The sequence below is a fragment of the Sphingomonas sp. A2-49 genome, from assembly GCF_025548555.1.
Classification (GTDB): Bacteria; Pseudomonadota; Alphaproteobacteria; order Sphingomonadales; family Sphingomonadaceae; genus Sphingomonas.
Window position 1 is genome coordinate 74,530 of the sequence record NZ_JAJLPA010000004.1, and the last position, 19,705, is coordinate 94,234.

A 19,705-nucleotide genomic window follows, 5' to 3' on the forward strand; every position below is an offset into this window, starting at 1 on the left:
GGAAAGGCCACCCACCCTTCAGGGGAGGAACCTTGGGGATCAGAACGTCAGGCGTGTCGTGATCGAGAACTGGCGGTCGCTCTTGAAGTAGGAGCGCGGCGCGGTCAGCCCCTTCGAATCAAGCAGGAACACCGTCTTGGTCGTCGTATCGAGCAGGTTCTGCGCCTCCACGCCGATCTTGAAGTTCTTGTTCACCGTCAGGAACACCGATCCGTCGAGCTGGCCGTTGCCCAGGGCGTAGACCGGCAGGAACGGGAAGCAGCAGTCGCGGTTGGTGAGCAGGAACTTCGAGCGCCAGCTGTAGGCGAATCGCGTGTAGATCCCGCCCTTGTCGTAGAAGGCGGCGACGTTGAAATTGTACTTCGACAGGCCGGCGAGCGGCAGGTTGGCGTAGATCCCGGTCACGTCGAGCGGCGGACGGGCACCGTCGGCGGATCCATTGGTCGGCACACCATTGGGAATATTGCTCGGGTCGACATAGGTGAAGGTCGCCTGCGTGCCCAGGCCGGACAGGACGCCCGGCAGGAAGTCGTAGGTCTGCTGGTAGCTCAGCTCGACACCCTTGATCTTGCCGTGCCCGGGTGCATTCGCCGGACCGTTGACGGTGACGTCGTAGGTCTGGCCGTTGTTCGTGAACGTCCGCTGATAGCCGTAATTGTCGAGGATGATGTTCGACAGGTCCTTGTAGAAGACCGCTGCCGTCAGCGACCCGACTTTCGCGAAATACCATTCCGCCGTCAGATCGAACTGCTTCGCCTCGATCGGCCGCAGATACGGATTGCGGGCCTGCGCCTGGAAGTTGAAACTGCCCGCGACGTTGGAACCCGACGGGCTCAGCCCCGAATAGCTGCGCAGGTCACCGAAGTTCGGACGCGAGATCGCCTTCGATGCCGCGAAACGGAACAGCAGCTTGTCGTTGACCTGCAATTTTGCGTTCAGGCTCGGCAGCCAGTGACCGAATTCCTGCGTGACGTTGTCGGGGACAGACGCGCCGTTAGAGAATGCCAGCGCAGCGTTCTGCTGCGCCGCCGATACCGTGCAGATCACCGGCAGACGGCCGGTATTACTCGGATTTGCCGCCAGCTGCGCCGCCGAAAAGGCGCAATAGCCCGTGATCGTCGTGTAACGCGGCGGCAGCGGCGCGCCATTGGCGTCGACGTTGTTGTCGGGCGGCAGCACCGTATTCGTCTGCGGGAAGGTCGTCGCGCCGAACGACTGGTCCTTCGTGCGCACGTAACGGACACCGATGTTGCCCGACAGGCTCATGCCATTGCCGAAATCGTCAACGCCGAAGTCGGCACGCGCATAGGCGCCCCACGTCGTTTCCTTGTTGCGATAATATTCCCCGGCACGGAAATAATCGTCGACCAGACCGCTGCGGTCTTCGAGCGGGGTATAGTTGCCGCCCCCCGCCTTGGTCACCGTACGCAACAGGTTGGTCAGCGCGGCGTGATCGCGCATGATGTTGTCGGGAATATAATAGGTGGCCGGCGGCTGGACCGCCTGGTTGCGGTAGAAATCGTTGTAGGCGAACAACGACGCCTGATCGGCCGGCAGAGAGTTGAACCCCCGGGGGCCACCGCCGGTCCACGTGTCCGAAACGGCGCCCCAATTGTTGTAGTCGTTGGTCCGGACGGTCTGGTCGCGCTTCGCATAGCGTCCGCCGACGCGCAGCTTGCGAAGGAAGCTATCCTCGCTCAAATCGTACTGGAGGTCGCCGCGGAAAGAATATTCCTCGCCGTCATTGTCTGCGCGGTTGTTGAAGGCATCGCGGAAATAGGTCGACGCCTTGTTCCCGAAATAATCCGCGGTATTGCGCCCGTCCGGCCGCAGGGTGATCTGCGGAACCTTGCCACGCAGATCGATATCGACGCCCGAGAAGGTCGCCATGTCAACGATGTCGTCGACGTTTTCCGATCGGGATTTAACATACTGACCATCGAGGTTGATATGTAGGTTCTCGACCGGCTCGATCTTTGCGTTGAGCGAGAAATCCTGTGTGGTCGCCTTCTGGTAGAAGGCGCGATTCGAGAACGTCGTAAAAACGCCGTTCGGTGCGAACTGCGTCAGTTCGCCGAAGCTCCCGTCGGCACGATTGCCAAACACGGAACCGGAACGCTTGACGATCGATCCGCTGGTAAAGACGCCGTTCTCGTCATACGTGTTGGTCGTGCCGGCCCGCGGGAATGTCGTGGTCACGTCCGCATAGTAGACGTTCGGCTCGATCGTCTTTTCCAGCCAGTTCTGTTCGCCGGTTGTACGCAGATATTGCGCGGTCAGCAGGAAGGTCTTGGCCGCATTCTCGAACTGGGCCGCAGCCGACACGCCGATGCGCTTGCGATCGAAGCTCTGCGTGCGCGAGCCGCCGCCGACCGGGGCATAGACCGGGCCGGTGCCCCCGTTAGGAACGGGATAGGTGTCGAACAGCGAGGACGAGAAACCCGTGCCCGCGTTGATCGTGCGGCCCTCGCCCGCGTCCTGCACGCCGTTGCCATTGCGATCGTCGTTGTAGCGCGGCAGCATAGAGGCGAGGAAGACCGAGTCCGAGCGCGCATATTGCTGCGAATAGCTGGCGCTGGCGAGAATGCCGAAGCGGCTGCCGCCGGCCGTGTCCCACTGCTGGCTGTACAGGCCGACGACGGACGGCGCGCCGCGCCGCTCCATGTCGCCCCAGTTCATGCTGCCCGACAGGTACAGCAGGCGCTGGTCCTGGTCGAAGGGCTTGCGCGTGTTGATGTTGACGGTGCCCGAGATGCCGCCCTCGATCAGGTCGGCGGTCAGGTTCTTGAACACCTCGACCGATCCGATCAGCTCGCTCGGCACGTCGTTGAAGCCGATCTCGCGACCGCCGGACACGGCGAACGTATCGCGACCGTTGAATTCGCCGCGGACGTAGCTGAGCCCACGGATGACGACGCCCGAACCCTCGACCGAGAAGTGCTGCGAATCGTTGGGTGCCGCGAAGCGGCTGATCGCGACGCCGGGCACGCGCTGGAGCGCCTCGTTCACCGAACGGTCCGGCAGCGCGCCGATGTCCTGCGCGGTGATCGCGTCGACGACGGTATCGCTGTTCTTCTTGATGTTCTGCGCCGTCGCCAGGCTCTGGCGGACGCCGGTCACGACGATCTCGTCACGGTCGGTATCGGGCGGGGTCACCGACGCGTCCTGCGACGCGCCCGAGGTGCCGGTGGTCGCGCCGGCCTGATCCTGCGAGGTGGCGGCGGTGCCGGCGGCGACGGCGGCGGTGCCCGACGTCGTGCCCTGCGACCCGTCGCCCGCGGGCTTGGTCGGGGTGGCCGTATCCTGCGCCGTCTGCGCCAGCGCAGGCTGGCCCGCCAGCATCGCGAGCACGGATACGCCGAGACCCAGGTCACGCAGCTTGCCGCGACCGCTCGCGTTTGCACGATTCGTCATGTCTTCCCCTTTCAGTCCTCATCCCGAGACCGCCCTTCGGTGCGAAGCCGAAAGATCTGTCGCCGTATGCGTACGGGCGTGATTCCGCCCTGTCGGCGAGCGTGTTATCCCGCGTCCCCAAGTCGGACAAGAGGAATTATCGCAACTTGATATAAGTATTCGGCGGCATAGTTTTCGTGCAACAGGTATGGCCGAACGCGCATGATCCGGGCACAGCCCCGGCATGAGGGGAGAGGGTGTGCAGACCGACAATCGTATCCGGGTCGTCGTCGTCGGCGGCGGCACCGCCGGCTGGATGACCGCCGCCGCGCTCGCCGCGCTGGTGCCGGGCGCGGCGCACGTCCATCTGGTCGAATCGGCGGAGATCGGGATCGTCGGCGTCGGCGAGGCGACGCTGCCGCACCTGCGCGCGTTCGTCACCCGGCTGGGGATCGACGAGGCGGCGTTCATGGCCGCGACGCAGGCGACGTTCAAGCTCGGCATCGAATTCCGCGACTTCGGCGCGATCGGCGACCGCTACATCCATCCGTTCGGCACCTATGGCCGGCCGCTCGGGGGCGTCGGTTTCCACCATTATTGGCTGCGGCGGAACGAGGGGGCGGCGGCGGCGCCGATCGGCGAGTATTCGACCGGGGTGGTCGCGGCGGCGGCGCGGCGGTTCGTGCGACCCGGCGCCGACACCGACGATATCGCGCACGCCTTCGGCTATGCCTATCAGTTCGACGCCACCAGGTTCGCGCCCTTCCTGCGCGCGCATGCCGAGGCGCGCGGCGCCGAACGGAGCGAGGGCCGCGTGGTGGAGGTGATCCGCGACCCCGCCGGCGGCGACGTCACGGGAATCGTGCTCGACGACGGCCGGCGCATCGACGGCGACCTGTTCGTCGACTGTTCGGGCTTTCGCGCGTTGCTGATCGACGGCGCGATGGGCGAACCGTGGGAGGACTGGTCGCACTGGCTGCCGTGCGACCGCGCGGTCGCCGCCCCCTGCGCCTCGCCCGACGGCCCCATCGAACCCTATACGCGTGCGACGGCGATGCCGGCGGGCTGGCGCTGGCGCATCCCCCTCACCCATCGGGTCGGCAACGGCTATGTCTATGCAAGCGCGCACGTATCCGACGGCGCGGCGACCGATGCATTGGTCGCCGCGATGGAGAACCCGCCGCTCGCCGAACCGCGGCACCTGCGCTTCCGCGCGGGCCGGCGGCGGCGCAGCTGGGTCGGCAACGTCCTGTCGGTGGGACTGGCGTCGGGGTTCCTCGAACCGCTCGAATCGACCAGCATCTATCTGGCGCAGATGGCGATCACCCAGCTGATCGAGCATTTCCCCGACCGGGTGGTGGCGGACGCCGACCGCGACGGGTTCAACGCGCTGGTCGATGCCGAATACGACCGCATCCGCGACTTCCTGATCCTGCACTATCACGCCACCACCCGCGACGATTCGCCGTTCTGGGATCATGTCCGCACGATGGCGATCCCCGACAGCCTTGCCGACAAGATGGCGCTGTGGCGGCGGACGGCGCAGGTTTCGAAATACAGCCACGGCCTGTTCCTCGAACCGAGCTGGGTCGCGGTCTATCTGGGCCAGGGCATCGTTCCCGCCGGCTGGGATCCGCGCGCCGACCTGCCCGATGCCGCGGCGCTCGACCGGGCGCTGGCGACGCTGCGCGACGGGATCGCCGGCGCGGTCGCGGCGATGCCCGATCACAAGGCGTATCTGGGCCGAGCGGCATGAACGCACGGCGGAGCCTGCGCAGCGTCGTGGTCGTCGGCGGCGGCCTGACCGCGGTCAGCGCCGCGATCGGCTTCGCACGGGCGCTGCCGCAGGCGACGGTGACCTGGGTGACGCTGCCGCTCGACCCGGCGGCGCTCGCCGACCGTCTGCCCGCGGTCGGGCCGGAGGGGATGGCGCTGCTCGCCACGCTGGGGGTGAGCGAGGGCGCGCTGGTCGCCGCGGGGGCGGCGACGCACCGGGTCGGGACGCGTTTCGCCTGGGGCGCGGCGCCGTTCGCGATCGCCGAGGGCGACGGCGTAGGCATGATCGCGGGGGCGGCGCTGCACCAATTGTGGTGGGCGCACGGGGGCGAGGGCGCGTTCGACGCACTCGTGCCCGGCGCCGCGCTGGCGCTGGCGGACCGGTTCGTCCACCCCGTCGAGAACGCGCGCTCCCCCCTGTCGCGGATCGACTATGCGTTGCGGCTGGACGCCGAGCGCGCGTTGCCGGTCTTCGCCGAAGCGGCGCGTGCGGCACGGGTGCGGGCGATCGCCGCCGCGCGGATCGAGGTGCTGCGCGCCGGCGATACCATCGCCATCGCGGCCGGCGGCGAGCGGATCGAAGCCGACCTGTTCGTCGATGCGAGCGGGCCCGCAGCGGTGCTGGCCGCGGCGGACACCCGCTGGATCGACTGGTCCGCCACCCTGCCCGTCGACCGGTTGTTGCTGGGCACCGCCCCGCCGCGCCCGTCGCCGGCGGACGGCTATGAGGCCATCGCCACCGGCTGGACCGCGCGCTGGCCGCTGGCGACGCGGACGCTGACCGGCATGGGCTATGCCGCGGCGGTGACCGGCGACGCGCGCGCACGCAAGGCCGTCACCGGGGACATGGAACGGATCGTCGTGCGACCCGGGCGGCAGGCCGCGGCCTTCGTCGGCAACGTCGTGGCGCTGGGCGATGCGGCGGCGAGCGTCGGTCCGCTGGGCTGGCCGGGGCTGCCGCTGGCGCTGGCGCAGCTCAAAGTGGTGCTGGAGCTGATGCCGGCGCGCGACGACGAACCGCTGCTGCGCGCGGAATACGAACGGCGGGCCGGGCTGCTGGCGGACCGGGCGCATGCCTATGCGGCGGCCTTCTACCTGATCGGTGCGCGGCGCGGGCCGTTCTGGCATCCGCTGCGCACCGCGACCCCGCCGCGCGAGCTGGCCGACGCGCTGGCGCAGTTCGGCCGGCGCGGCACGCTGCCGCCGCTGGAGGAACAGCACATCGCCCGCGCCGCGTGGCAACAGGCGCTGATCGGGCTCGGCGTGCGCCCCGAGCGGCACGATCCGGTCGCGCTGTCGGTGCCGCGCGCGAGCGCGATCGCCGGACTGGCGCAGCTGCGCGCGGCGATCGCGGCGCTGCCCGCGACGCTGCCCCCCTATCCCGACTATCTGGCGACGATGATGCGAGGCAGACGATGAGCGGCGAACCGATCGGACGCGTGGTGATCGTCGGCGGCGGCACCGCGGGGTGGATGGCCGCGGCGGCGGCGGCGCGCTTCCTCGACGACGGGCGGCGCACGGTCACGCTGATCGAATCGGACGCGATCGGCACCGTCGGCGTCGGCGAGGCGACCATCCCGCCGATCCGCGGCTTCAACGCGCGGCTGGGCATCGACGAGGCGGATTTCCTGCGCGCGACCGGCGGCACGCCCAAGCTGGGGATCGAATTCGTCGGCTGGCGCGACGGCACCGATCGCTACATCCACCCCTTCGGCACGCACGGCCGCGATATCGAGGGGCTGAACTTCCACCAGCTGTGGCTGAAGCTGCGCGATGCCCCGGGGATCGGGGGAATCGAGGCTTATTCGATGTCGGCGGTGGCGGCGCGCGCGCATCGCTTCGCCCCCCCCTCGCCCGACCCACGCTCGCCGCTGTCGGGGCTGGAATATGCCTATCATTTCGATGCGGGACTGTACGCCGGCTTCCTGCGCGCCCGCGCGGAGGCGCAGGGCGCGCGCCGGATGGAGGGGCGTATCGTCGGGGTCGAGCAGGATGCGCGCGGCCATGTCGCCGCGGTCCGGCTGGAGGGCGACCGCCGCGTCGAGGGCGACCTGTTCATCGACTGCTCCGGGTTCCGCAGCCTGTTGCTGGGCGAGACGATGGGGGTGGCGTTCGAGGACTGGTCGCACTGGCTGCCGTGCGATCGCGCGATCGCGGTGCCGACCGCGCGCACCGCGCCGCTGCTGCCCTATACCCGCGCGACCGCGCACGGCGCCGGGTGGCAATGGCGGATCCCGTTGCAGCATCGCACCGGCAACGGCCATGTCTATGCCAGCGCCTTCACCAGCGACGAGGATGCCGAGCGGACGCTGCGCGCCCACCTCGACGCGGCGCCGACCGCCGAACCGCGTCGCCTGTCGTTCCGGGCCGGGCGCCGGATGCGAATGTGGGCGGGCAACGTCGTCGCGCTGGGCCTCGCCGGCGGCTTCCTCGAACCGCTCGAATCGACCAGCATCCACCTGATCCAGACCGGGATCTCGAAGCTGTTCGGCCTGTTCCCGGACATGCGCTTCACCGATGTCGAACGCGACGAATACAACCGGCTGATGGGCGATCAATATGCCTCGATCCGCGACTTCATCATCCTCCATTATGCCGCGACGACCCGCGACGACACGCCGTTCTGGCGCCACGTCCGCACCATGGCGCTGCCCGACACGCTGAACCGCAAGATCGCGCTGTTCCGGGAAAAGGGGCGGATCTTCCGCTACGACGACGAACTGTTCGCGGTGCCGAGCTGGGTCGCGGTCCTGCTCGGCCAGGGGGTCGTGCCCGACGGCTACGACCCGGTGGTCGACGCGCTCGACGCCGACCGGGTCGCCGAGGCGATGCGCCAGATGCGGGCGAGCTATACCGCGATGGCGGCGCAGATGCCGCGGGTCGAATGACCGCGGGCTACGCCGCGCGTGCCAGCCGGGCCGGCAGCAGGTGGGCGATGCCCTCGATCTCGACCGGACGGCTGAGCAGGAACCCCTGGATGCTGTCGCAGCCCTGGCCGCGCAGGCAGCCGAGCTGGTCGGCGTCCTCGACCCCTTCCGCGGTGATCTCCATGTGCAGCGCCGCGGCGAGGTCGACGATCGCGCGCACGATCGCCGCACTGCTGGCATCGGCGGCGACGTTGGTGACGAACGACCGGTCGATCTTGATCTTGTCGAAGGGAAAACTGCGCAGATAGCTGAGCGACGAATAGCCGGTGCCGAAGTCGTCGAGCGCCACGCGGACGCCCAGCGCGCGCAATCGGTGCAGCACGTTGAGCACGTTCTCCTCGCCGTCGAGGAACACCGATTCGGTGATCTCGATCTCCAGCCGGTTCGCAGGCAGGCCGCTGCGCGCGAGCGCCTGGAGCACGATCGCGGCGAAGCCCTGGCTGCGGAACTGCAACGGCGAGACGTTGATCGCGACGCGGACGTGATCGGGCCAGAGGGTCGCCTGGCGGCACGCCTCGTGCAGCACCCATTCGCCGATCCCGACGATCAGGCCGGTGTCCTCGGCGACCGGGATGAATTCGACCGGCGACACCTCGCCCCGGGTCGGGTGATGCCAGCGGAGCAGCGATTCGAATCCGCCGATGCGATCGGCCTTGAGGTCGTAGATCGGCTGGAAGTTCAGGCGGAACTGCCCCGTCATCAGCGCTTCGCGCAGGTCGAGTTCGAGCTGGCGGCGCTTGCGCGCGGCGATGTCGAGCGCCTCTTCGAAGAAGCGGTAGACGCCGCGGCCGTCGCGCTTGGCGCGATAGAGCGCGAGGTCGGCGTTCTTGAGCAGCTGGTCGGGATCGGATCCGTCGGTGGGCGACAGCGCGATGCCGATGCTGAAGCCGGTCGCGATCTGGTGCCCGGCCGCCTCGACCGGGCGCGCCACCGCATCGAGGATCGCCTGCGCCAGCGCGCGCGGCCGGTCGGGCTCGACCCGCCCCGCCAGGATGATCGCGAATTCGTCGCCGCCGAGGCGCGAGACGAGCCCGTCCGGCGCGAGGCCCGACAGCAGCACGCCGAGCGCGCCGAGCAAGGCGTCGCCGACCGGATGGCCCAACGTGTCGTTGACGCCCTTGAAGCCGTCGAGGTCGAGGCAGAGCACGGTCACCTGCTCCCCCGCCTGCCCCGGCCGCGCCGCGCGCGCAATCGCCTGATCGAGCGCCTGGCGGAACGAGGTGCGGTTGGGCAAGCCGGTAAGCGTATCGTGGAAGGCGAGGTGCGAGATGCGGTTCTCGCGGTCGATGATCCCCTGCGACATGCGGTTGAAGCTTTGCGCGAGCCGGCCGATCTCGTCGTCGCCGGTCACGGTCACCTCGGTGCGGGCGCCTTCCTCCAGCGCCCGGGCGGCGTCGTCGAGCGCGTTGAGCGGCCGGGTGATCGTCCGTGCGAGCCGCAGGCTGCCGAGCACCACCAGCGCGATCCCGATCAGCCCGGCGAGCGCCAGGCCGAGTTGCAGCGGCAAATAGGGGGCGAGCGCGGCGCGGAGCGGATAGCGGACGAGGAGCGCGGCGTCGGCAACGCCATCGGGGCCGGTCAGCGGCTTGGCGATGGCGAAGGCGCGGCCGCTCGGCAGCGACAGCGTCGCCAGCAGGCGCGCGGCATGCGACCCCGCGACCAGCGCGTCGACGTCGGCGCCCGCAGGCACCGATCCGTCCGCGGCCTGCCAGTGGCCGGCGGGGTCGCGATAGAGCATCGTCGCGGTCAGCGGGATCGCCGACAGCCGCTCCAGACCGCGCATCTCGGCGGCGTCGAGCGGAAGGGCGAGCACGACCGATCCGATCCGCATCGGCGCCAGCACCGGCGAGACGATGACGCGATAGATCCTGCCCTGTACTACCAGCACCGCGTCGCGCCGTCCGTCGGGCAGGCGACCCGGCAGGGCCGCGATCAGCGGCGCGAGCGCCCCGGTCGCGCCGATGACCTGGCCGCCCTGTTCGACGACCATCGCCTGGCGGACGCCGGCACGGACACGCAACGTGTCGAGCGCGGATTCGATCGTCGGGCGATCGCCGGTCGCGACCGCGGTGCGGAAGCCGAAATCGTGCGCCAGCACGTCGGCGATTCCGCCGAGCGTACGGGCACGCAGCGCCCACAGGCCGTCGTAGACGCTGCCGCTCGATGCCAGTTCGGCGCTGACCGAGGCGCGCGCATGGTTGCGGATCATCACCTGCACGGTGATGCCGAGCACCGCGAGCGCGGCGGCGAACATGCCCGTGTACAGCACCGCCAGCCGTCCGCGCAGGGTGCGGAAGCGCAGCGGCGTGAGCGACCCGGGGCGGATCATCAGCGTCGGATCGTCAGCGTGGTGGCATAGCCCGCCGCCGGGACCGACGCCGCCTGCGCCAGCGTGTTGCCGGGCGCGCGGATCGCGGGCGAAAAGACCCGCAACGTCACGCCGCCGGCGGGCACGCCGGGGATGACGACATGGCCCTGTGCGTCCGCCGTCGCGAAGAACGGCGTCGCGCTCACGACGATGAATCCGTTCATCGTGTCGTGGATGTTGCAACCGAGCGCGACCACCCCCGCGGTGTCGAAGGTGACGCTGCGCTGGTCCTCGCGGCCGTACAGTTTCAGGTCGAACCGTTTGGGCTTGGAAAAGGAATAGACGTGGTGGCGCACGGTGTCGCGGTTGGGGAACAGCACCTGCGCACCCACCGGGACGACCAGCACGTGCGGCTGGAAGGCGATGTTCTTCTGTTCCATCACATAGGGTCCGCGCGGCATGGCGCGCGGCGCCGCGGCGCTTTCGACCATCACCACCGCATCGCGCAGCGGCGTGCCGTCCGCCTGGCGGACGGTCACCTGAACGGTCGCGGCCGATGCCGCCGTCGGCAGGGTCAGCAGGGCCGCGGCGATCGCGGCGCGGGGGAACGGGGTGCGCATCGCCCCGGTGTAGCGGCGGGGTGTTGCGACTTGCTGAAAGCGCCGCTTACGCCTCCTTTACCATGAGCGACTAGGACAGCGTTCATGCCCGTATCCCTGCGTCTCCGTCCGCTCGTCCTGCTCGCCGCCACCGCACTCGCCGTCACGCCCGCCGCCGCGAACCAGCGCCGCGCCGGTGGCAAGCTGTTGCTGACCAACGGCGTTTCGTCGCTCGAGGGGTCGGCGGGCGGCGGCCTCGCCACCTGGGCGGTCATCGCGGGCAACGAGACCGAGGACGGCAACGGCGCCACCGCCCACGCGACCTATGTCGCCCTGCCCGACTTCGACCTGACGAGCGCGGGTGCCGCGATCGGCCTGTCGGACCGGGTCGAACTGTCCTACGCCTATCAGCGGTTCGACACGCGGGCGGCGGGCGCCGCGCTGGGCCTCGGCCGCGGCTTCACCTTCGGCCAGCACGTGGTCGGCGCCAAGCTGCGCATCGCGGGCGATGCCGTCTGGGCGCAGCAGACCATGCTGCCGCAGATCGCGGTCGGCGTGGAGTATCGCATCGCCGAGCGCGCGCCCGTGCTGCGCGCCGTCGGCGCCGCCCAGACCAGAAGCGCCGATCTCTACGTCGCCGCGACCAAATTGTGGCTGGCGCAAGGGATCGTCGCCGATGCGACATTGCGCCTTACCAAGGCGAACCAGTTCGGCCTGCTCGGCTTCGGCGGCCCGCGCCAGGATGCGCGCACCGCGCAGTTCGAGGGCTCGCTGGGCAAGATGCTGACGCGCAGCCTCGTCGTCGGCGCCGAATATCGCACCAAGCCGGACAATCTGGCGTTCGCGGCCGAGGACGACAGCTACGACCTGTTCGCCGCCTGGGCATTCCATCGCAACGCATCGGTCACCGCCGCCTATGTCGACCTCGGCGCGATCGCGACGGTGCGGCGCCAGCGCGGCCTGTTCGTGTCGGTACAGGGCGGGTTCTGACCGCCGCCGCCCCTTCCCCATCCACGCCATCGCCGGCCCGCCGAGGACACCTTCCATGATCGCCACCCTCCTGTTCGTCGCGCTTCAGGTCGCGACGCCCACCGGCGAGGAGCCGGTCGCACCCTATGTCCATGCCGATGCCAATGCGGGCGCGGCGCCGTTCGCCGGCGACGCGATGTGGCGCGCCTTCCATGGCCGCGCCGGGGTCGAGCGGATCGTCGCGGACCTCGTCGCGCGCAATGTCGCCGATCCGCGCATCACCGATATCTTCAAGGGGCAGGACCTGGTGCGGCTGCGGCGGACGCTGACCGAGCAATTCTGCTACATCCTCAACGGCGGCTGCGGCTATAGCGGGCGCACGATGCGCGCCGCGCACGCCGATATGGGCATCCAGCAGGCCGACATGGCGGCGCTGGTCGAGAACCTGCAGGCGGCGATGGGGCGCGAGCATGTCGCATTCGGGGCGCAGAACCGCCTGCTCGCGAAACTGGCGCCGATGCACCGCGAGATCGTCAAGGTCCGCGGCGTCCGCGCCCCCGCCACCGCCACCGCCCCCTGAACCGGGGCACCGGGCGCACCGGCTCTAAAGGCGCCCGATTGCACTCGAAATGGTTTCGTTACATATCTTTAAGTGACAGCCGCCACCGTCCTCCACGCCACGAGGGATGACCGAAGGATGCGGTGTGGATCGCTGGAGTGACGGCCCGTTCGACCGGGACAGGGGATGCGACACGGACTGGTTCGACAGCCCGGTCGCGGTCCCGATTCCGGCCCCGGTCACCCGCCGCCGCTTCGCGATCCCGGTGCCCGCGGCGGTCGCGGCGCAGCCGTTGCCGCTCAACGACGTGCTCAGCCGCGCGCGGATCGGCCTGCTGCATCGCGACCGGCACCAGCGCGTCCTGAGCGTCAACGCCCGCTTCTGCGAGATGGTTGGCCGCGACGCGGCGGCGCTGTCGGGCCTGCCCGCCCCGGAATTCCTCCATCCCGACGATCGCGAGGCGGTGATCGCGGGCTATCGCGCGAAGCTGGCGCTCGCCCAACCCTATGAGATCGAGACGCGGTTCATCCGGCCGGACGGCAGCGTCATCTGGTGCGCGGTCAACATCGCCTTCACCTGCGACGCGGCGGGTGAGGCGGCGTCGACGATCACCGTCGTGCAGGACATCACCGCCCGCCGCACCGCCGAGGCCGAACTGCGCGAGAGCGAGGAACATTACCGCCACACCGTGGAGCTGAACCCGCAGATCAGCTGGACCGCGCGCGCCGACGGGCAGGTCGACGCGGTGAGTTCGCGCTGGACCGCGGTCACCGGCGGCGATCCCGGCGATGCGATGGGCGCGCAATGGCTCGCCGCCCTCCACCCCGAGGATATCGACCCGACCGAGGCGGCCTGGGCCCATGCCATCGCCACCGGCCACCCGGTCGACCTCGAATACCGGCTGCGCACGCCCCAGGGCGACTATCGCTGGTTTCGCGCGCGCGCGACCGCACGGCGGGGCGCGGACGATATGGTGGTGCGCTGGTACGGCACGCTGGAGGATATCCACGACCGCAAGCTCGCCGAATATGAACTGCGCGAGAGCGAGGAGCGGTTCCGGCTCGCCGCACATGCCGCCGGGCTCGGCATCTGGGACTATGACGCGCTGCGCGACCGGCGGGAGTGGTCGGACGAATTCAAGGCGATGCTGGGCCTGCCGACGACGACGCCGGCCTCGGTCCAGACCGCGCTCGACCGGGTGGTGCCTGCCGACCGGCACCGGTTGCAGGCGCTCGTCGCGGCGGTGGAGGCACGCGACGGCAACCACCGGTTCGAGACGACGCTGCGCATCCACCGCGCCGACACGGGCGAGGAACGCTGGATCAAGACGGGCGGCTGGCGGATCGAGGCACCGTCGGGCCGGTTGTCGCGCGTGCTCGTCACCACCCGCGACGTAACCGAGGAACGCACCGCCGAAGACCGGATCCGCTTCGCCGCGCATCACGACGTCCTCACCGGCCTGCCCAACCGCGCGGCGTTCGGGGAGCGGCTGGAGGCCGCGATCGAACAGGCGGGGCGGCTGGGCAACAGGCTGGCGCTGGTGCTGTTCGACGTCGATCACCTGAAGGAAACCAACGACACGATCGGCCACGATGCCGGCGACGTGGTGCTGCGCACGTTCGGCGAGCGGCTGCGCGGTGCGCTGGGATCGCATTGCACGCTGGCGCGGCTGGGCGGCGACGAATTCGCCGCGGTGATCGAGGGCGACGACGAACCGCATCAGGTGATCGCGCGCGTCCGTACCGCGTTGAAGGGCGTACGCGAGCCGCTGGCGCACGACGGCCGCATCCTCGATTGCCAGGCGACCGCCGGCGGATCGTTGTTCCCCGGCGACGGCGCCACCGCCGCGGAGCTGCTCAAATCGGCGGATATCGCGCTCTACGCCGCCAAGGCCAACGCGCGCGGCAGCATGCTGACGTTCCAGCCGCACATGCGCGCCGACCTGCAACGGCGCTCGTCGATGCTCAGCATCGCCCGCGACGTGGTGCGCGACGACCGGATCATGCCCTTCTACCAGCCCAAGGTGGCGCTCGACAGCGGCCGGGTGTGCGGGTTCGAAGCGCTGCTGCGCTGGCGACACCCCAGCGTCGGCACCCAATTGCCCGGCACGATCGCGGCGGCATTCGAGGACCTGGAGCTCGCCGTCAGCCTGAGCGAACGGATGCTCGAAGGGATCGTCGGCGACATGCGCGGCTGGCTCGACGCCGGCATCGACTTCGGCCGGATCGCCTTCAACCTGTCGCCCGCGGAATTCCGCCGCGAGGACCTGTGCGAGCGCATCCTGTCGCGGCTGGCGCGCGCGGGGGTGCCGCCGCAGCGGCTGGAGCTGGAGGTGACCGAGACGGTGTTCGTCGGTCGCGGCGCCGAATGCGTCGGCCACACGCTCGAGACCTTCTCGTGCGCGGGGGTCCATATCGCGCTCGACGATTTCGGCACCGGCTATGCCTCGCTGACGCACCTCAAGGCGTTTCCGGTGCACACGATCAAGATCGACCAGAGCTTCGTCAGCCATCTCGATCGCGACGCTGGGGATGCGGCGATCATCGATGCGGTCGTGGCGCTCGGCCACCGGCTCGGCATGACGGTGGTGGCGGAGGGGGTGGAGACCGCCGCGCAGGCCCGGTATCTGGTCGCGCAGGGGTGCGACGTGGCGCAGGGCTATCTGTTCGGGCGCAGCGTCCCGCGCGACGCGGTGCCCGCCGCGCTCCACCGCATCCACGATATCGCACGCGCGCGCGCGGACTAGCCGGACGGGGCGACCGCCCGGCCACCCCGCCGGCGGACGCGATCAGTTGCGCAAACTGTCCGGCACGATCCCGCCGTTTTCCGCGAGCTTCGCCATCACCGCCTTGTGCAGCGCGATATTCTGTTCGGCGCTGCCGTCGTCGCCGGCGTGCACGCCCAGCTCCTGCCCCAGCTCCTTGCGCGCCGACAGGCTCGAATCGAGGTCGAGCAGCTTGAGCAGGTCGACGATCGACGTCTGGTAGTTGCCGCCGCCATCCTTCATCGCCGCCATCTCGCCGAGCACCGCGCCGACGTCGACCGGCTGCGCGGGGGCTTCGGGCGCGGACGCAGGGGCGGGGGCAGCCGGCGCGGCGGGTGCGGGCGCCGGGGTCGCTTCCGCCTGCGTCGTCTGCGGCGGGGCCGGCGCGGCGGCCGCCTTGTGATGGAAGATCTTGCCCATGATGTTACCGAAAATGCTCATGATGTTCGCTCCTCGAAGGGGTTGGACGAGACGCTAACGTCGGGGGTCCCGGATCGCTCCGCCACCGCACCATCGCTCCCGGCGGAACGCCTGGTGGTTCCGGCACGTTGACGCGCGCGCAGCAAGGGAGATGAAAATGTTGAAGAAAACCATGGTGATCCTGTCGGCATCGACGCTGGCACTCGCCGCCTGCGGTCAGAAGACCGACACCGCCAACACGACCGACGCCAGTCTCGTCACCAACGACGGCGGCGCCTTCGACGCGGGCAATGCCGGGATGGCCGGGATGAACGCCACCGCCCCCGCGAGCGCGGGCCAGGCGTTCGCCAACACCGCGGCGGCCAGCGACGCGTTCGAGATCGCGACGTCGCGTCTCGCACTCGACATGAGCACGTCGGCGGCGGTGAAGAAATATGCGAACCAGATGATCGCGGCGCATACCGCGTCGACCGACAAGCTGAAGGCGACGACCGCCGGTCTGACCCCGGCGATCACGCCCGACGCGACGCTGACCGCGGCACAGCAGGCGACGCTCGACGCGCTGAAGACCAAGACCGGTGCGGATTTCGACGCGGCCTATATCGCCGGCCAGCAGTCCGGGCATCAGCAGACGCTCGACGCTCTGAAGGCCTATGCCGCGACCGGCGACGTGCCGGCGCTCAAGACCTTCGCGAGCGGGCTGGTGCCGACCGTCTCCGCCCATCTCAACATGGCGAAGGGCCTGAAAGCCTGATCGCCACGGCGACGCGGACAGGAAAAAGGGGGCGCCGGTCGCGAGACCGGCGCCCCCTTTTCGTTCGGCGACCGCGGTGGCTTACGCCTTCTTGCCGCGCAGCGTGTTGAGGATCGCCAGTCCGACGACACCGGCGAGCGCCGCGGCGGCGAAGGGACGGTCGTTGGCGAACTTGCGCGCCTTGTCGGCGAAGGGCGCAGCGGCGGCGGCCACGGTTTCCCTGGTATCGCCGATCGTCTTCTGCACCTTGCCGCTGATCTGGTCGGCGACGCCGGCATTCTGCGTCTGCGTGTCGCCGGTGGCGCTGCCGATCGTTTCCTTGACCTTGCCGGTAAGGTCGGTGGCGGTGCCGGCGATCTGGTCCTGGTTCATCTTCGTTGCTCCTGTGGAATGAGTGCGTCGGTCAACGCGCGGGACGGCCGGGGTTTCCGCAGGTGCGAAATCATCCCCGCGGATAGCGCCGCGCGAGCGCGTAACCGGCGAGGTTCTTCGAGCGGCGGACGTGGCGGACGTGCACGCGCGGGATCGCGGCGACCGCCCGGCGATAGGCGTCGAGATGCGGTTGCAGCTGCGCGCTGCGGCAGGCCCAGCGCCCCAGCGCCTGTTCGACGATCGTTCGTGCGTCGCCGACGAACAGGACGTCCTGCGCCCCCGCGGCCAGCGCGATCTCGGCGGCGTAGCGCAGCGCCAGCCATTCGGCGGTGCAATTGTCGCCCGCGCCGACGTCGTCGCGGATGTGGCTGCGGCCGCCGGTCACCACCGCGATCTCCATCCGGCCCGGGTTGGGCCGCGCGCCGCCGTCGAAATACAGCGTCATCCGCCCGCTCACGCCGCGCGCCGCCGCGGTTCGACCAGCGTCGCGACGAAATTGGCGAGTTCGGTCCGCCGGCCGTCGGCCCGGGCGAACTGGCGGTCGAGCCCGAGCGCCCACAGCACCGCGCGGTCGTCGGGCGCGTCGTGCAGCCGGTCGAGCAGCGCCGCCTGCCGTTCCACCCCGGCCTCGTCGTCCGCCAGCCCGGCGGCGACCAGATCCTCCGCCTGGCGGCGCAGCGCCACGGCGATCTCCCCCGGCGCGAGTTCGGGGTGATATTGCACGCCCCAGAAGATGCCGCCGTCGTGGCGGATTTCCGCCGCCTGCACGCGGGTGACGGCGTTGCCGGCGAGCAGCACGCCGCCCGGCGGCAGCGTCTCGACCTCGTCGCCGTGGATCGCGGGTGCGTCCCACGCCGGCGGCCGCCCGGCGAGCAGCGGATGGTCCCGCCCCGCGTCGGTGCGCACGATGCGGCGCGCGACCCCGGCCTCGATCCGCTCCGGCATCCTGCGGACGCGCCCGCCCGCCGCCGCGACCGCGAGTTGCAGGCCCGCGCACGATCCGAACGCGGGCGTTCCGCTGGCGAAGACCGCGCGCATGAAGGCAAGCTGGCGGCGGACCTCCGCCGTATCGTCGTAGACGTGGAGCGGCGAGCCGGTGACGAACACCGCATCGTAGCGCGCGAGCTGATGCGGGGTCGGCGCCTCCGCATCGGCGTCGGCGGGGGCGATGCGGGTGATCCGCGCACCCGCATACATCTGTTGCAGCGTCGCGCCGTAGCTTTCGCCCGAACTCCTGCCGGTATGGGCGCGCCGGGCCGCGCGTTCGTCGGGCGTTTCGCTCTCGGCGACGAGGAAATGGTACAAGGTCATGGGACTTTCGCTGCTGTGCGCATGCCAACGCACCAGCATCGATCGGGTCCATGCCGCCGACCCGAACGGCGCGCGATTGCGACGATCCGATCGCCCGACGCGCCATCCGTGCTCTTCGCTGGCCGTCGCCGCGATCTGCGGGCACAATCGCCGCTCTGGCGCGTGACCGCGCGCATGACGACGGAGGCGATGATGCGGACGACCCGGCGGGACCTGTTGCGCGCGGGCGGTGCGGCGTGGCTGCTGGCGCAGGCGCCGCGTGCCCTGGCCCAGTCGCGCTTCGCCACCGTCGATCCGGAGATGCGCGACGATCTTGCCCTGCTGGTGCCGATGGACGCCACCGCCGCGACGCTCGCCGCCTTCCGCCACCGGCCGGCGGCCCCGCACGCCCATCCGGCCCCGCCGTCCGCGCTCGCCGCGCTGCGCCTGCCCGCGGTCACGATACCGGGCCTCCCCGGCGAACCGCCGGTGCGGACGGTGCAGTTCGACGGCGCGCCGGGACGCACCGGCCGCGGCGCGGTCGTGTGGCTGCACGGCGGCGGCTATGTCGCCGGATCGGCGGGCATCCCGGTGCCGCTGCGCGAGGCGGCCCGGGCGCATGGCTGGCTGGTCGTCGCGGTCGATTACCGGCTGGCGCCGGAGGCGCGGCTGGCGGCGTCGCTCGCGGACAATTACGCCGCCCTGCGCTGGGTGCACGACCAGGCCGCGTCTCTGGGGGTCGACCGCACACGCATCGCGATCGGCGGGGCGAGCGCTGGCGGCGGCCATGCGGCGATGTTGGCGCTCCACGCACGCGACCGTGGCGAGGTGCCGGTGCGCCATCAGGTGCTGATCTATCCGATGCTCGACGACCGCACCGGCAGCAGCCGCGCGGCGCGGCCGGGAACGGGGACGTTCGTCTGGACCGCGGCGTCGAACCGCTTCGGCTGGACGGCGCTGCTCGGTGTGCCCGCGGGCGGCACTGCGGTACCGGCGCGCCTCGTACCCGCGCGGCGCAGCGACCTCGCCGGCCTGCCGTCCGCCTTCGTCGGCGTCGGGACGCTCGACCTCTTCCTCGACGAGGACGTCGCCTATGCCGGCGCGCTGGCGGCGGCGGGCGTGCCGGTCGACCTGGCGGTGGTGCCGGCGGCTTTCCATGCGTTTGACGGCGTGGCGCCGACGGCGCGCGCGTCGCGCGATTTCACCGCGCGCTGGGTCGCCGGACTGGTCGCCGCCCTTGCCTGACGGAACGGGTGCGACGCTGCGGCGCTTTACTCCGCGAACGCGAGCATCCGCTCGCCCACGAGGAACGATCATGGCCGAAACCCGCGAAGCGACCCTGTACCGCATGGTGCTGCCCGACCACATCTGTCCGTTCGGCGTGCGCGCCAAGCAGATTTTGCAGGCGGAGGGGTTCACCGTCGACGACCGCATCCTGCGTTCGCGCGAGGAGGTCGATGCCTTCAAGGCCGAACATGGCGTCGACACCACGCCGCTCGTCTTCATCGACGGCGAACAGGTCGGCGGCAGCGACGCGCTGGAACGCTATCTGGCGTCATCCGCCGCCTGACGCG

The 19,705-nt window shown here is 70.2% G+C and carries 16 protein-coding genes; 9 read left to right on the forward strand and 7 right to left on the reverse strand.

Annotated elements, in window-relative coordinates; translation table 11 throughout:
* Positions 1-39: 39 nt before the first annotated feature.
* Entirely contained in the window at positions 40-3,414 is a 3,375-nt protein-coding gene (locus LPN01_RS06415; RefSeq protein WP_262827535.1) for a TonB-dependent receptor, read from the reverse strand.
* A 223-nt stretch (positions 3,415-3,637) separates the two neighbouring features.
* Here LPN01_RS06415 and LPN01_RS06420 point away from each other — a divergent pair, with 223 nt between their 5' ends.
* From LPN01_RS06420 to LPN01_RS06430, 3 genes are read left to right on the forward strand one after another with little or no spacing between them, the layout of a single operon-like run.
* Positions 3,638-5,149: a tryptophan halogenase family protein gene (locus LPN01_RS06420; protein ID WP_262827536.1), complete on the forward strand. Its 1,512-nt coding sequence runs from the start codon at positions 3,638-3,640 to the stop codon at positions 5,147-5,149.
* Positions 5,146-6,588 carry a tryptophan 7-halogenase gene (locus LPN01_RS06425; RefSeq protein ID WP_262827537.1) on the forward strand — a complete coding sequence of 481 codons (1,443 nt, stop codon included), beginning with the start codon at positions 5,146-5,148 and terminating at the stop codon, positions 6,586-6,588. Before LPN01_RS06420 ends, LPN01_RS06425 begins: the two co-directional genes overlap by 4 nt.
* Positions 6,585-8,057, forward strand: coding sequence for a tryptophan halogenase family protein (locus LPN01_RS06430; protein ID WP_262827538.1), 1,473 nt, complete (start codon positions 6,585-6,587; stop codon positions 8,055-8,057). Before LPN01_RS06425 ends, LPN01_RS06430 begins: the two co-directional genes overlap by 4 nt.
* A gap of 7 nt (positions 8,058-8,064) precedes the next feature.
* On the opposite strand, the gene LPN01_RS06435 is transcribed toward LPN01_RS06430, so the two are convergent.
* Entirely contained in the window at positions 8,065-10,425 is a 2,361-nt protein-coding gene (locus LPN01_RS06435; protein ID WP_262827539.1) for a putative bifunctional diguanylate cyclase/phosphodiesterase, read from the reverse strand.
* Positions 10,425-11,024, reverse strand: a complete 600-nt coding sequence (locus tag LPN01_RS06440; RefSeq protein WP_262827540.1) for a methylamine utilization protein — start codon at positions 11,022-11,024, stop codon at positions 10,425-10,427. Before LPN01_RS06440 ends, LPN01_RS06435 begins: the two co-directional genes overlap by 1 nt.
* Positions 11,025-11,108: 84 nt before the next feature.
* On the opposite strand from LPN01_RS06440, the gene LPN01_RS06445 reads away from it, so the two are divergent.
* The 3 genes from LPN01_RS06445 (at position 11,109) to LPN01_RS06455 (ending at position 15,277) form a co-directional block, all read left to right on the forward strand.
* Positions 11,109-11,993: a DUF3034 family protein gene (locus tag LPN01_RS06445; RefSeq protein ID WP_262827541.1), complete on the forward strand. Its 885-nt coding sequence runs from the start codon at positions 11,109-11,111 to the stop codon at positions 11,991-11,993.
* Between the two features lie 55 nt (positions 11,994-12,048).
* Positions 12,049-12,552 (forward strand): group I truncated hemoglobin, encoded by a 504-nt coding sequence (locus LPN01_RS06450; protein ID WP_262827542.1) that lies wholly within the window; start codon positions 12,049-12,051, stop codon positions 12,550-12,552.
* Between the two features lie 124 nt (positions 12,553-12,676).
* The gene (locus LPN01_RS06455; RefSeq protein ID WP_262827543.1) at positions 12,677-15,277 is read left to right on the forward strand and encodes an EAL domain-containing protein; all 2,601 of its coding nucleotides are present in this window, start codon (positions 12,677-12,679) and stop codon (positions 15,275-15,277) included.
* Between the two features lie 42 nt (positions 15,278-15,319).
* Here LPN01_RS06455 and LPN01_RS06460 read toward each other — a convergent pair whose 3' ends face one another.
* Complete coding sequence (locus tag LPN01_RS06460; RefSeq protein ID WP_262827544.1) at positions 15,320-15,736, reverse strand: DUF3597 domain-containing protein; 417 nt, start codon at positions 15,734-15,736, stop codon at positions 15,320-15,322.
* Between the two features lie 130 nt (positions 15,737-15,866).
* Between LPN01_RS06460 and LPN01_RS06465 the strand changes: the two genes are divergently transcribed.
* Complete coding sequence (locus tag LPN01_RS06465; RefSeq protein ID WP_262827545.1) at positions 15,867-16,469, forward strand: DUF4142 domain-containing protein; 603 nt, start codon at positions 15,867-15,869, stop codon at positions 16,467-16,469.
* Positions 16,470-16,550: 81 nt separating this feature from the next.
* Here the strand turns inward: LPN01_RS06465 and LPN01_RS06470 are convergent, their stop codons facing one another.
* From LPN01_RS06470 to LPN01_RS06480, 3 genes are all read right to left on the reverse strand, one after another.
* Positions 16,551-16,841 (reverse strand): CsbD family protein, encoded by a 291-nt coding sequence (locus tag LPN01_RS06470; protein ID WP_262827547.1) that lies wholly within the window; start codon positions 16,839-16,841, stop codon positions 16,551-16,553.
* A 70-nt stretch (positions 16,842-16,911) separates the two neighbouring features.
* Positions 16,912-17,298: a reverse transcriptase-like protein gene (locus LPN01_RS06475; RefSeq protein WP_262827548.1), complete on the reverse strand. Its 387-nt coding sequence runs from the start codon at positions 17,296-17,298 to the stop codon at positions 16,912-16,914.
* Positions 17,295-18,152, reverse strand: a complete 858-nt coding sequence (locus LPN01_RS06480) for a type 1 glutamine amidotransferase (RefSeq protein ID WP_262827549.1) — start codon at positions 18,150-18,152, stop codon at positions 17,295-17,297. Before LPN01_RS06480 ends, LPN01_RS06475 begins: the two co-directional genes overlap by 4 nt.
* A gap of 189 nt (positions 18,153-18,341) precedes the next feature.
* Between LPN01_RS06480 and LPN01_RS06485 the strand changes: the two genes are divergently transcribed.
* The gene (locus tag LPN01_RS06485; RefSeq protein ID WP_262827550.1) at positions 18,342-19,376 is read left to right on the forward strand and encodes an alpha/beta hydrolase; all 1,035 of its coding nucleotides are present in this window, start codon (positions 18,342-18,344) and stop codon (positions 19,374-19,376) included.
* 70 nt (positions 19,377-19,446) lie between these two features.
* Positions 19,447-19,701: a glutaredoxin domain-containing protein gene (locus LPN01_RS06490; RefSeq protein ID WP_262827551.1), complete on the forward strand. Its 255-nt coding sequence runs from the start codon at positions 19,447-19,449 to the stop codon at positions 19,699-19,701.
* The last annotated feature ends 4 nt before the right edge of the window (positions 19,702-19,705 follow it).